The sequence below is a fragment of the Microbacterium sp. IO18 genome, from assembly GCF_049099505.1.
Classification (GTDB): Bacteria; Actinomycetota; Actinomycetes; order Actinomycetales; family Microbacteriaceae; genus Microbacterium; species Microbacterium aurugineum.
In genome coordinates this window covers 67352-80631 of record NZ_JBMJAF010000003.1, presented here as the reverse complement: position 1 = coordinate 80631, position 13280 = coordinate 67352, and the positions used below count along the sequence as shown (strand labels likewise).

The 13280-nt window shown below is 69.0% G+C and carries 12 protein-coding genes; 1 reads left to right on the top strand and 11 read right to left on the bottom strand.

Annotation, left to right across the window (positions count from 1 at the left end):
* The 11 genes from ACLF6J_RS16790 to ACLF6J_RS16740 form a co-directional block, all read right to left on the bottom strand.
* On the bottom strand, positions 1-1830 hold the full coding sequence (locus ACLF6J_RS16790) for a hypothetical protein (RefSeq protein ID WP_244093536.1): 1830 nt from the start codon (positions 1828-1830) through the stop codon (positions 1-3).
* Positions 1820-2623, bottom strand: a complete 804-nt coding sequence (locus ACLF6J_RS16785) for a TIGR03943 family putative permease subunit (protein WP_134352485.1) — start codon at positions 2621-2623, stop codon at positions 1820-1822. Before ACLF6J_RS16785 ends, ACLF6J_RS16790 begins: the two co-directional genes overlap by 11 nt.
* Positions 2616-3656 carry a permease gene (locus ACLF6J_RS16780; protein WP_134352486.1) on the bottom strand — a complete coding sequence of 347 codons (1041 nt, stop codon included), beginning with the start codon at positions 3654-3656 and terminating at the stop codon, positions 2616-2618. The genes ACLF6J_RS16785 and ACLF6J_RS16780 overlap by 8 nt, the downstream gene beginning before the upstream one ends.
* The gene (locus tag ACLF6J_RS16775; RefSeq protein WP_047524209.1) at positions 3653-4069 is read right to left on the bottom strand and encodes a Fur family transcriptional regulator; all 417 of its coding nucleotides are present in this window, start codon (positions 4067-4069) and stop codon (positions 3653-3655) included. The genes ACLF6J_RS16780 and ACLF6J_RS16775 overlap by 4 nt, the downstream gene beginning before the upstream one ends.
* A gap of 121 nt (positions 4070-4190) precedes the next feature.
* A complete protein-coding gene (locus ACLF6J_RS16770; RefSeq protein ID WP_047524250.1) occupies positions 4191-5051 on the bottom strand; it encodes a metal ABC transporter permease in 861 nt (286 codons plus the stop codon).
* Between the two features lie 14 nt (positions 5052-5065).
* Entirely contained in the window at positions 5066-5902 is an 837-nt protein-coding gene (locus ACLF6J_RS16765) for a metal ABC transporter ATP-binding protein (protein WP_047524208.1), read from the bottom strand.
* Positions 5899-6915 (bottom strand): metal ABC transporter solute-binding protein, Zn/Mn family, encoded by a 1017-nt coding sequence (locus ACLF6J_RS16760; RefSeq protein WP_134352487.1) that lies wholly within the window; start codon positions 6913-6915, stop codon positions 5899-5901. Before ACLF6J_RS16760 ends, ACLF6J_RS16765 begins: the two co-directional genes overlap by 4 nt.
* 145 nt (positions 6916-7060) lie before the next feature.
* Positions 7061-8749 (bottom strand): glycoside hydrolase family 13 protein, encoded by a 1689-nt coding sequence (locus ACLF6J_RS16755; protein ID WP_134352488.1) that lies wholly within the window; start codon positions 8747-8749, stop codon positions 7061-7063.
* Between the two features lie 63 nt (positions 8750-8812).
* Positions 8813-9691 carry a carbohydrate ABC transporter permease gene (locus ACLF6J_RS16750; RefSeq protein ID WP_131493533.1) on the bottom strand — a complete coding sequence of 293 codons (879 nt, stop codon included), beginning with the start codon at positions 9689-9691 and terminating at the stop codon, positions 8813-8815.
* The gene (locus ACLF6J_RS16745; protein ID WP_047524204.1) at positions 9691-10629 is read right to left on the bottom strand and encodes a carbohydrate ABC transporter permease; all 939 of its coding nucleotides are present in this window, start codon (positions 10627-10629) and stop codon (positions 9691-9693) included. Before ACLF6J_RS16745 ends, ACLF6J_RS16750 begins: the two co-directional genes overlap by 1 nt.
* Positions 10626-11945, bottom strand: a complete 1320-nt coding sequence (locus ACLF6J_RS16740) for an ABC transporter substrate-binding protein (RefSeq protein WP_134352489.1) — start codon at positions 11943-11945, stop codon at positions 10626-10628. Before ACLF6J_RS16740 ends, ACLF6J_RS16745 begins: the two co-directional genes overlap by 4 nt.
* 101 nt (positions 11946-12046) lie before the next feature.
* On the opposite strand from ACLF6J_RS16740, the gene ACLF6J_RS16735 reads away from it, so the two are divergent.
* Complete coding sequence (locus ACLF6J_RS16735; RefSeq protein WP_134352490.1) at positions 12047-13267, top strand: ROK family protein; 1221 nt, start codon at positions 12047-12049, stop codon at positions 13265-13267.
* The last annotated feature ends 13 nt before the right edge of the window (positions 13268-13280 follow it).

Genomic DNA, 13280 nt, shown 5'->3' with positions numbered 1-13280 from the left:
TCAGAACCGCGGGGCCGTCTGGCACCAGGAGGCATCGAAGCCGGTGAGAGCGACCATCTCCTTGCCGCTCTCCATGTCGATGAGGTGCGTCTCGACCTGCGCAGGCAACGGCAGCAGCATTCCGTCGTAGGGGTTGTTCGCGAGGTCGGGCGCGATCGCCACGGCCGCATACTGACCACTCGGGGAGGCGCACGCCTGCAGGATCGAATCGGTCGCCCCGATCTCGACCAGCGGGGTGGCTTTGCCGTCGTCGTCCACGCGGATGACGGCCTGTCCGATCGGGAGTCCCGCATCGTCACGGGCGACGACGTGCCGGAGCGTGCCACCGGGGAACGGGGTGATGGAGGTCGCCGTCCCGTAATCGGGGTCGGATGCTGCCAGCGGCTGCTCCGATCCGTCCGCGAGGTTCAGTTCGACGACGGCCCCGTCGAGGCGCTCCACGATGGCGGTGTAGGTGCCGCGGGAGATGCCCTGGATCATGGCGGCGAGACCGAGGGACTGCACGCCCGCGTCGCTCGAGCGGTCCACGAGAGACAGCGCACCGTCGAAGTCGATGAACAGCACGGCGGCGCTGTCGGGGACGAACTGCCACACGAAGACACTCGCCTCCGCGCCGGCGACCTCGATCACCTGCGGCTCGTCCTTGCCGCTCAGCGACTGGGTGACGAGCACGCTCGCCCGCCCTTCGTCGTCGCTGAGCTCGCGGTCGGAGTAGCTGTAGCCGACCAGGCCACCTCGTTCCGAGACCTGGACGGCGCCGACGTAGCCGTCACCGGGCAGGTCGAGTTCGCGCTGGTTCTTCCCGTCGCGGTCCATCACGAGCAGGTGGGAGCCGTCCTCTTCCTCCACCGCGACCACGAGCTGCGTCGAGGTGGCCCGGAAGTCGTTGATCTTCTCGTGCTCGTACACCGCCACCCCGTCGCCCTTGAGGTCGGTGAGGAAGATCTTGTCCTTGCCGTCGACGTCTCGGCGCAGCAGGAAGATGGTGGACGGCGGCGTCGTGAACGACGTGGTCAGGGTCGTCGACGGACCGCCACCCGCACCGGCCACGTCGGCCACGCGGATCGTGTACTCCGTCGAGTCGTCGAGCGGCACCGTGAAGCGGACGCCGACGCCGCGCCCCGAGGCGTCGATCGTGAACGGCGTCGCCGGCTCGACGGTGACCTGCTCGGGATCGATGTCGGCGAGCGCCTGGTTCGCGGTGAGGATGACCCTGCTCCCGGAGGACTCGATCGCATGTTCCGCGTCCACCTGCACGTCGCTGATCCGCGGGCCCTGCAGGAGACTGACGATGCCGAGCCCGGTGCCGGCGAGCACGAGGACGCCCAGCACCGCACCGAGTGTGAGGAGGAACCTCCGCGGGTTCCGCGGCGCGCTCGGGGCCGGGGCCTCGGACGCGGCCGTCAGCGGGGGCTCAGCGGGAGGGGATGTCGTCGGCTCGTCGTCGATCTGCGGGGCGGCACCCACGAACACGGGCTCAGGTGCGACAGGGACGGCCGGCAGCGCGGTCGCTTCGGCATCCTCCCGCGCGGCAGCCTCGAACGCGGCCATCTTCCGTGCGGCCGCCTCCTGCTCCGCGACCTCCCGTTCACCGGCCCGGCGCACCGCCGCCTCCCGAAGAGCGGCGTCCCGAAGAGCGGCCTCACGGACAGCGGCGTCGTCCTCTGCGGCTTCCGGCTCGTCGGCGGGGTGCGCGGCGTGATCCGGCGGGGTGACCGCACGCTCGATCCGCTCGGCCTCCGCCGCCTCTGCGGCTTCACGGGCGGCGCGCAGCTCGGCGCGGGTCCGCGGAACGGCGGGCGTCTCGGGGCGCTCGTCGTCAGTACTCATACGGGTCCCCGGGCTCGTCGATCGCGACGACGTCGGTCGGTTCGATGTGGAGCTTGCCGTCGCTGTCCGCGCGCACGGTGCCGGTGACCTCGACCCACTGTCCGGTCGGGTAGTCGTCCGGATCGACGGTGACCGGCAGTGCGGCCGTCTGCGCATCGATCACGCAGTGCGTGATGACCAGCCGGGTCAGGTTCACGCCGTCGCCCGATCCCGGGGTCACGAAGCCGGTGAGGGTCACGGGCGCACCGTCGTAGGCCGAGGTGTTCGTGGACGCGGCGAAGACGCTCGCCCAGTCGCCGACGCCGAAGGTCGAGGTGTCGGCGACGCCGAGCGCGACGCTGTCGGAGCCGGCGAACAGCGCGCTCTGCTCCCCCGCGCGCGACATCGCGAGCTCGACCGAGAGCGACGCCGGGGGCAGCACCAGGGCCGCGATGACGACGCCCGAGGCGATCACCCCTCCTGTGACCGCGCCGACACCCGCAAGGGAACGGCGGCGCGGGGTCGCGGACGAGCCGGATTCCGTGTCGTCGGAGACTTCCGTGCCGTGACCGTGTTCGTGGTCATGACCGTGATCGTCCTCTTCGCCGAGAGGCAGGGTGCACGACCAGATCGCGCCGGCCAGGGTCACGACCGCGGCCGCACACGCGAACCACACGGTTTCGGGGCTGATGTAGAGCGTGAGGCGGTCCGTGATGCCGAGTCCGAGGGTCACGACCGCGATCACCGCAGCGAGGCCGACCCCGAGCCAGCGGGTGGCGAGGGCACGCGCACGTGTGGTGGTCTGCTCAGACAAGGACGTTCACCCCGATCCCGATCGCGAACGCCGAGGCGAGGACGATCCCGACGATCCCGACGAGCGTGCGCCCGGTGAAGGTGGTGCGCATGAGCGCGAGCATCTTGATGTCGACGAGCGGTCCGACCAGCAGGAACGCGACGATCGCGCCGGACGAGAACGTCGAGGCGAACGACAGCGCGAAGAACGCGTCGACGTTCGAGCAGATGGCGACCGTCATCGCGAGTGCCATCATGGCCACGATCGACAGCACCGGGTTCGAGCCGATCGCGAGCAGCCACTCCCGGGGAATCAGCACTTGCACGGCACCGGCGAGTGCGGAACCGATGACCAGCGCGGGCATCACGGCGCGAAGCTCGATGAGGAACTGGGTCAGGCTGCGGCGCACCGGCGTCCCGGGCTCGTGCGTCACCCGGTCGCAGGTGTCGACGAAGCGCTGCGTGAGCATGCCGTCGGGGTCGGGGTGGCGGCTGTAGATCCAGCCGATCAGGTTCGCGATCAGGTATCCGCCGACGAGGCGCGCGACGAGGATCCCGCCGTCCCAACCGAACGCGGCGTGCGTGGTGAGGATCACGATCGGGTTCACGATCGGCGCCGCGATCAGGAAGGTCATCGCCTCGGCCGGGGCGAGACCGCGCATCATGAGCCCACGGGCGAAGGGCACGTTGCCGCACTCGCACACCGGGATGAGCATCCCCAGCAGCGACAGCACGGCCCGCCGCGCCCACGCGCGCTTCGGCAGCCAGCGGTGGATGACATCGGCGGGCAACCAGACCTGCACCACGATCGACAGCAGCACGCCGAGGACCACGAACGGGAGCGCCTCGATCAGCACGCTCAGGGCGAGGGTGAGGCCGTCCTGCGCACGGGTGGGCAGCGACGCCGGGAACAGCGTCGGCAGGAACGCATCGACCAGGAACAGCGCCGCGATGATGACGGCACCGAGGCCGACGCCGATCCATGCCGAGCGCGCAGTGGGCGCCGGGCGATGGGAGTGACCGTGACGGGTCGCCGTCGCTGCCGAGGGGCTCACGCGTTCGCAGTCCGTTCGGCGTCGCGCTTGTTCGCGCACGGGGTGCACAGCCCGAAGATGTCCACCACGTGAGCGGCATCCGTGAAGCCGTGCAGGGCGGCGGTGCGATGCGCCCACTGCTCGACGTCCTTGGCCTCGATCTCCACGGTCAGACCGCACGATCGGCAGATCAGGTGGTGGTGGTGTCCCTGGGTCGTGCAGGCGCGATACAGCGCCTCACCCTCGGGGCTCTGCAGCGAGTCGGCGTCACCGGAGGCGGCGAGTCCCGCGAGAGCGCGGTACACGGTCGCCAGGCCGATGCCGGTGTTGTCGTCGCGCAGGGAGGCATGCAGGCTCTGCGCACTCACGAATCCGCGAGCGTCGGCGAGTGCTTCGCGCACGCGTTCGCGCTGCCAGGTGTTCCGCTGAGCCATACGTCGAGTCTAGGCCGCTGCGGTTGGCGAGGGCTGGGAGCGGCCAGGACCCTTTCGAATCGCGTGAATGGTCGCATCTCGGGCTGATTTCCGGCCATTTGCGCGATTCGAAAGCACGGTCTCAGACCCGCACCCGCCGGACCCTGGCCCGCGCCCGCTGCACGATCCAGCACACGACGTAGATCGTGAACGACAGCGTCGTGATGTACGGGCTCACGGGCAGCGTGCCGGCGAGGGCCAGCAGGATTCCGCCGACCGCCGAGACGAACCCGAAGAGCGCCGCGAGCAACGGCACGGCGATCGGACCGGCCGTCACACGCATGGCCGCGGCCGCCGGGGTCACCAGCAGTGCCATCACGAGCAGCGCCCCGATGATGTGCACGCTCACCGCGACGATCAGGCCGAGCAGCACCATGAACAACAGGCTCACCGCGCGGGTCGGCACACCACGGGCGGCAGCGGATTCCGGGTCGAGGGAATCGAAGCGCAGAGGGTTCCACATCACCAGGAGTCCGATCAGCACGACCAGGCTGATCCCGATGAGCCACCCGAGGTCCGGCGTGGAGACCGACACGATCTGCCCCGTGAGCAGGCTGAAGCGGTTGGCGCTGCGACCGTCGTAGAGCGAGAGGAAGAGGATGCCGAGACCCAGGCCGAACGGCATCAGCACGCCGACGATCGAGTTTCGGTCCCTGGCCTTGGCCCCCAGGATGCCGATGAGGATCGCGGCGGCGAGCGCGCCCGCGAGGGATCCGGCCACGACGCTGCCGCCGAAGAGCAGAGCCGCCGCGGCGCCCGCGAACGACAGCTCGCTCACGCCGTGCACCGCGAAAGCCAGGTCGCGCTGCATCACGAACACGCCGATCAGACCGCCGACGACACCGAGGACGGCGCCCGCGATGATCGAGTTCGCGAGCAGGGCCACGAGCTCGCCGTAGTCCTGAAAGGAGAAGACGTCGCTCCAGTCGACGAGCGGCACCATGACCGATGCGACGTTCATGCGACTCCTCCGTGCTCGTGATCGCCGTGGTCGTGGTGCGGTTCGGCATCCGGAACGCCGACGACGACCAACCGGTCACCCGCACGGAGCACGAACACCGGGGTGCCGTAGAGGTCGGTGAGCACGCGGGTCTGCAGCACCTCGTCCGGAGTCCCGAGCAGGAACCGCCCACCGGCGATGTAGAGGATGCGGTCGACCCGGCCGAGGATCGGATTGATGTCATGCGTGACGAACAGCACCGCCGCCTCGCGCTCGCGCCTCTGACGGTCGATGATGTCGGTCACGGCGACCTGGTTGGCGAGGTCGAGGTTCGACAGCGGCTCATCGCACAGCAGCAGGGCGGGCTCGTCGGCGAGGGCCTGTCCGACCCGAAGCCGCTGCTGCTCGCCGCCCGACAGCAGCCCGACCCGTCGTTCAGCGAACTCCGACGCGCCGACCGCCTCGAGCAGACGGTCGACCTTCGCGCGGTCGCCGCGGTGCGGGATCGGGAAGCCGAAGCGGCTCCCCTGCACTCCGAGGGCGACGAGATCACGTGCCCGCATGCTCGTGTCCGGAGCCAGCGAGCGCTGCTGCGGGATGTAGCCGATGCGGGGGTTGCCGCGGTGCACGGGCTCTCCGGCGACCTTGATCACGCCGGACGACAGCGGCTGAAGCCCCAGGATGCTGCGCAGGAGAGTGGTCTTGCCCGATCCGGAGGGGCCGAGCACGGCGATGAACTCTCCCGGCTCTACGGTGAGGTCGAGTCCCGACCAGAGCTCTCGATCGCCGCGATGCAGTGAGGCGTCGGAGATCTCGAGGACCGGATTGTCGCGCGGTGCGGCGCCGCCGCTCACGACTCGACGGCGGCGGCGAGGCTCTGGATCGCGTCACTCATCCACTCAGAGTACGACGATCCGTCCTCGAGCAGCTCCGTGAAGGCGACGACGGGGATGCCGGCCTCCTCGGCCGCGGCCTCGACGCGCTCGGTCTCCGCACCACCGGTCTGAGCGTTGGTCAGCAGAGCGCCCACCGTGCCGCTGCCGATCACGTCGAGCGCTTCGAGCAGGACGGCGGGCGCGACATCGGTGCCCTCTTCCACGGACTCCGCGAATCCTTCCGGGGTGACGTCGGTCAAGCCCGCAGCCGCGGCGAGGTACCCGGGCAGCGGCTCGGTGATGAACACCTCGACGCCCGCCGCGTCCGCCTTGATGCCCTCGAGGTCGGCCTCGAAGCCCTCCAGGTCGGCGATGAGGTCGTCGGCGTTGGCCGTGAAGTCCTTCGCCCCGTCGGGGTCGAGCTCGCCCAGCTCCTCGCTGATCGCCTCGACGACGTGGATCATGGTGTGCGGGTCGAACCAGACGTGCTCGTTGAAGCCCTCGATGTGGTCGTGCCCCTCATGACCCTCTTCACCGTCGGCATGATCGTGGTCGTGGCCCTCTTCCTCGGGCGCATCGGTGGCGGACTCGTCGGCGTGGTCGTGGTCCGCTTCGTCGTCGTGGCCCTCATTGCCGGGGAAGTCGTGCGAGTACTCGACGGCCGTGATGACGTGCGGGTCTTTCGCATCCTGCAGCAGCGTGTCGACGAAGGCGTCGTACCCACCGCCGTTCTCGATCACCAGGTCGGCCTTCTGCACTGTGAGCCGGTCGCGGGCACTCGCCTCGTAGGAGTGCGGGTCCTGCGAGGCGGAGGTGATGATCGACTGCACGTCGACGCGGTCACCGCCGATCTGCGCGGCGATGTCCCCGTAGACGTTCGTGCTCGCGACGACCGTGATGGTGCCGTCGTCGCCCTCCCCCGCGGCGGGGGTGGAGCATCCGGCCAGCGTGAGGGCGGCAACGGATGCGAGGGCGAGGACGGGCTTCTTCATGCTCCCACTCTAAACGCTAATGAGAACCATTATCAAACCGGGAGTCGAGCCTTTCCTTTTTCCTGCCGTCCACGCCCCCCATACGCGCCGAGACCCCCGCTGACGCGCGGCGACAGACGGGGGTCTCGACGACAGGCGGGGGTCGCTAGCCGAGCAGGTGAGAGGGAGCGATCCAGGCCGTCGCCTCGCCGGGAAGCGCAGCGCCGTCGAGGGGGGCACTCGAGAGGACCACGTCGGCGGCGTCCGCACCGAGGTCGAACGGCGCCGTGCCGAAGTTCGACACCACCTGCCATCCGTTCGGCCGGGCGAAGCGCAGCACGTCGTCGCGCCCGGTCTCGATCCACTCCAGGGCCTCGCCGGTCTGCAACAGATGCCGCAGGCGCAGGGCCTCCCGGTACAGCGACAGTGTCGACGACGGATCCCCCGCTTCCACGTCGACCGCGTACTCCGCGAACCACTCCGGCTGCGGAAGGTGCGAGCCCGCGGCACCGAAGCCGTGCGAGGAACCTTCCGCCGTCCACGGCAGCGGCACGCGGCATCCGTCACGGCCCAGTCCGTCGAACTCGGCGCCGCGGAAGAAGCCGGGGTCCTGACGCTGCTCGGGCGTGATCTGCGCGACCTCGTGGAGTCCGAGCTCCTCCCCCTGGTAGAGGTATGTGCTGCCGGGGAGGCCGAGCAGCAGAAGAGTCGCGGCGTGCGCCCGGCGGAGTCCACCCTCCCGGTCCAGCGCCTCAGACGGCCCGCCGGCCTTCACCCACTCGGTGCCCTGCTTGACCGGACGGCCGTTCAGCGCCGGAAGTCCGTAGCGGGTGGCGTGACGCGTGACGTCGTGGTTCGACAGCACCCAGGTGGTCGACGATCCGGTGGCCCCCGCCTGCTGCAGGTTGTCGGCGATGATGCTCCGGAACTGCGCGGCGTCGAAGTCGGCGACCAGCAGGTCGAAGTTGAACGCCTGCCCGAGCCCCTCGGCCGAGGCGTACTTCGCACGGCGTTCCGGGGTCTCGACCCAGGCCTCGGCGACGGCGGTGCGGGGCGGGTCGTACTCGTTGAAGACCGCACGCCACTCGGCGTAGATCTCGTGCACGTCGTCGCGGTCGATCATCGGATGCGTGCCCGAGGTGCGGTCCATCGCGTCGAGTTCGGCGCGTGAGGGCAGCGGCTCGCTGAGGTCCTTCGTGAGCATGTGGGCGACGTCGATGCGGAACCCGTCGACGCCGCGGTCCGACCAGAAGCGCAGCGTCTTCAAGAAGTCGGCGCGCACCTCGGGGTGATCCCAGTTCAGGTCGGGCTGCTCGACGGCGAAGTTGTGCAGGTACCACTGCCCATCCGCCACGCGCTCCCACGCGCTGCCACCGAACACCGAGTCCCAGTCGGTCGGTGGCTCGGATCCGTCGGGGCCGCTGCCCTCACGGAAGATGTAGCGTTCGCGCGCGGCCGATCCCCGACCGGCGGCGAGCGCCTCCTGGAACCACTCGTGCTGGTCGGACGAGTGGTTCGGGACGATGTCGACGATCACGCGGATGCCGCGGGAGTGCAGCGCCTCGACCATGTCGTCGAAGTCGGCGAGTGTGCCGAGCCGCGGATCGACGTCGCGGTAGTCGGCGACGTCGTACCCGCCGTCGGCGAGCGCCGAGGGGTAGAACGGGCTGAGCCAGACCGCATCGATGCCGAGGTCGCGGAGATAATCGGCCCGGGAGACGATGCCCGGGATGTCGCCGATACCGTCGCCGTTCGCGTCCGCGAAGCTGCGCGGATAGATCTGGTAGACGGCGGCCTGACGCCACCAGGCGGCATCTTCGGCGGTGCGGGTCTCGGCGAGAAGCGCGTCGGTCATGAGAAGAGGACTCCTTCTGTGTTTCCGGTGTTTTCCGGTGGTTCGTGTCGTTCGATGAGGTGGTCAGCCCTTGACGGCACCCTGCGTGACGCCCTCCATGACCCATCTCTGGGTGAACAGGTAGGCCACGATCGCGGGTGCCATCGCCATCAGGTACGAGGCGAAGGCGACGTTGTAGTTGTTGCTGAACTGGTTCTGGAACAGGTTCTGCCGCACGGGCAGTGTCTGCAGCGCCGGATCGGCGATGATGAGCGACGGCATCATGAAGTCGTTCCAGGCGTAGAGGAAGGCGAAGATGCCGACGGTCGCGCTCATCGGGGCGAGCAGCGGGAAGATCAGCTTCCAGAACGTCTGCCAGGTCGTGGCGCCGTCGATGCGGGCGCTCTCCTCGAGCTCGATCGGGATCGACCGCAGGAACGCGGTGAACAGCAGCACGCTGAAGCTCAGCTGGAACATGGTCGCGAGGATGATCACCCCGAACGGGTTGTCGAGTCCGACGCGTCCGGTGAGCTGGATCTGCGGCAGCGCCACGACGGGGAACGGGATGAACATCGCCGCGAGCAGATAGAAGAACGAGTAGCGGAACAGCCGGCGGTCCCAGTTGCGCACGATCGCGTAGGACGCGAACGCGGCCAGCACGATCGTCGCGGTCACCGTACCGGCGGTGACCAGCAGCGAGATTCCCGCGCCCACGGGGAACTTCGTCAGCGTCCATGCCTCGACGAAGCCGTCGAAGCTGAACGGGGCCGGGAGCGAGAAGGCGTTGCCGTCGACCGCCTGCCCGGTGGTCTTGAGCGCCATCGAGATGGTCACGTACAGGGGCAGGAGCACGGTGACCGCGCACAGGATCAGGATGACCGTGCCCGACCAGTTCACGCGTTCCATGCGCACGCGCGGCTTCTTGCCCGAGGTGGGGATGGTGGTGAGTGTCTGCGTCGACATCAGAGTGCGTTCCTTCCGCGCGTCAGCGACAGCTGGAGGAGGGAGATGAGCACGGCGACGATGAAGAAGATGGTCGCGTTGGCCATCTGGTAGGCGTAGTCGCCGCCGTTGAAGCCCGCGATGATCGTCATCGCGACGCTGCGGGTGGACGTGCCCGGACCTCCGTTGGTGAGGCCGACGATGATGTCGTAGGCGTTCAGGAAGCCCTTGAACCCGAGGATCACGTTGATCACGACGTAGCCCGCGACGAGTGGGAGCGTGATGCGGGTGAGCTGTTGCGCCTTGCTGGCGCCGTCGATGCTCGCCGCCTCGTACACCTCGCCGGGGACGGACAGGAGCCCGGCGATGTAGATCAGCAGTGTGCCGGGCACGGCCTGCCAGGCCGTGACGATCACGATGGCGATCCAGGCGAGGTCCGGATTGGCGAGCAGGCTCGTCTCGAGCCACGGGATGCCGGCCGCCGCTCCCGCCGCAGGAATCGAGTTCGAGAACAGGAAGTTGAAGACGTAGGCGATGATGATGCCCGAGATCACCATCGGGATGACGAAGATCGTCCGCAGGCCCGTCTTGAACCGGATGCGCGAGGTGAGCCCGACCGCCAGCAGGAACGCGACCACGTTCACGACGACGACCGTGGCGATCGAGAACCCGAACGTGAACAGGTAGCTCTGCAGGATCGACGGATCACTGAACAGGGCGATGTAGTTCGTCAGCCCGTTGAAGCTCCACTCCCCGATGCCGATCGAGTCCGTGAAGCTGAAGAAGATGCCGATGACGCCCGGCAGCGTGATCGCGAGCGTGAAGAGCACCAGCGTGGGCAGCAGGAACAGGTAGTAGATCGGCTCGACGCGACGCGTGTGCCGCCGGAGCTTCCGGTCGCCGCCCGTCACGATGACGGTCGTGCTGTCCGACGCCGAGGGGGTCGTCGTGGTGCTCATGATGCGCCCTCCTCACCGGCGGCGTTGTCCTGGGTCGAGGGGATCGGCGCACGGAAGGCGATACGGGCCCAGTCCGCGTCCATCGTGCGCAGGATGGAGGTCGGCGAGGCCCCGAGCACCATCGCCTGCGCGTAGTTGAAGATCGGAAGGGTCTTGGGAACGAGCACCGACGGGCCCTGATAGATCTGGCCCTCGTCGTAGTACTCGATCATCCCCTCGACACGGGGGTCGTCCGGAGCCGGCGCCCCCTTCGTCGGGGTGAAGCCCAGCTGCGAGGCGTTGTACTCCTCGATGTTCCGGGGCTCGTAGAGGAACTCGAGGAAGTCCCGGGCGGCCTCCTTGTGGCGGGAGCCCTCCGGGATCATCACGGCGAGGTCCATGTTCACACGCACGCCGAGGTCGTCCGGATCATCGGTCATCGGCAGCGGGAAAGTGCCCAGCTGCAGATCCGGCGCGGTCTTCGCGATCTCACTGAACGCCCACGGCCCCTGCAGGTACATCGCGGCCTCCCCCTTGGCGAAGGCCAGGTTGCCGTCGCCGTAGCCGCGGCTCGGCGCATCCGCGTTCGTGTAGTCGTTCGCGAGCTGCATCATCTTGTCCATCGGCTCGGCGAAGTCCTTCGAGAACGAGACCTCGGAGTCGGGCCCCACCTCCGCCCCCTCGTCCGCGAGGGCGTCGAAGAACTCGATCACGTCGACCGAGCCACCCGCGGTGTAGTCGTACCAGCCCTGCCCCACGGTCCAGTCGTCCTTGAACGTGCCGTAGAACGGGTCGATGCCGGCGGCCTTCAGCTGGTCGCACACCGCGAGCAGCTCGTCCCAGGTCTGCGGAACCTCGAGACCCTGCGCCTGGAAGATCTCCTTGTTGTAGATGACCGATGCGGCCATCACCGAATACGGCAGCGCGCTCGTCCGCCCCTCGCAGGAGCCGTACTGATCCATGAGCGGCTGCAGGTCGTCGCGGATGTCCGCGGCCGCGGCGGTCTCGGACAGATCGGTGAGGGCGCAACGCTGCACGAACCGGGCGATCTCGTAGTTGTAGTTGGCGAGCATGATGTCGGGCGGATTGCCCCGCACGAAGCTCGCCGAGACGACATCGACGCCCGAGGTGTCGATCTCGACCCGCACGTCGCTCTGCGACACGTTGTACTCGGCGACGAGGGCGGTCATGAATTCGATCGCCTCGCGCTTGCTGAAGGTGAAGCGGATGGTCTCCGCTCCTGAGCCCGGGGCGCATCCGGCGAGCGCCGTGCCGACCAGGGTGGCCCCCAGGGCTGCGGCCACCGCTCGGGCCGCTCGTGTTCGTCTCTCAGACACCGTCGTCCTTCCGATATATAAATCCACAGACTAAATCTAGTGAGCGAATTTACTCTGTCGAACGGTACTCTCTCATTGGGAAGACAGGGAGGTCAAGTGTCGTGACAGAAGTCTCCGCAGACCTGGGCACCGGCCGCGCGAGCGTGGGGGCGGTCCTCGACTTCGCCTGGACGGCCGGCGAGTTCACCGCGACCGAGGCGATGGCCTGCACCTCCCTGACGCGCTCGACGGCCATCGACGCGATCGACACCCTCGTCGGCGCCGCCGTGCTGTGCGAGCTTCCGAACGCCCGCGCGGTCGGCGCGTACCGCTCCGGCAGACCCTCGCGGCGCTTCGTCTTGGCCCCCGACCTCGGGGTCGTGATCGGCGTGGATGCGGGAGACGCCCACCTCGCCGTCACGGTGGCCGACCCCCTCGACCGCACGCTCGTGCACCACCGCCTGGAGTTCACGCCCTCGCAATCGGCCGACGAACGGCGCGCGACGATCCTCGAACGCCTCGGCGACGCACTCACCGAAGCCGAGGTGACGCCCGACCGGGTGCTCGCGCTGTGCGTCGGCGTCGCGGCACCCGTGAACCGCGACGGCGTCTCCCCTCCGCACCCCGACGGCTTCTGGGAGCGCACCAACCCCGGTCTGGCCGAGGCCCTGCGCGACTGGGCTCCCATCGTGCAGATCAAGAACGATGCGCAGCTCGCCGCCATCGCCGAGGGGACGGAGGGAGCGGCGATCGGATGCCGCGACTACGTCGCTCTGCTCGCGAGCGAGAGATTCGGCGGCGGCGTGGTGGTCGACGGCCACGTGCTGCACGGCGCGCACGGCGGCGTCGGCGAGGGCGTCGTGTTCGACCACATCGTGGGCGTCGGATCGGCGTTCGGACTCCGCTACGCGGTGGAGGATCAGGTGCGGGCGGCGGTGGATGAGGGCGAGATCGCGGCGGACAGCGCGGTCGGACGCCTCGTCGCAGCAGACCGCATCGATCCCCGCCTCGTGCTCACCCTCGCCGCGTCGGGTGACCCGGATGCCGAGCTGGTCACCTCTCGCGTCGGGGCGACCGTCGCCCGTATCGTCGGCGTGCTCGGCAGCATGTACGACCCGGCGCGCGTCATCGTGTGCGGAGCGGTCGCCGAGAGCATCGAGCCCGTGCTGACCGCCGCCCGGCGCATCCTCCCCGAGGAGCTGCACCTGCCGGCACCGGAGATCCTCGCCTCGACGCTCGGTGCCGAGGTCGTGTCACGGGGGGCCGTCGCGACCGCTCGCCGCGCGGCCAGGGAGTACGCCGTGCCCCGCCTCGCCGAGGAACGCCTCCGCGCGAGCGCGTAAGGCAGAGGAGCGA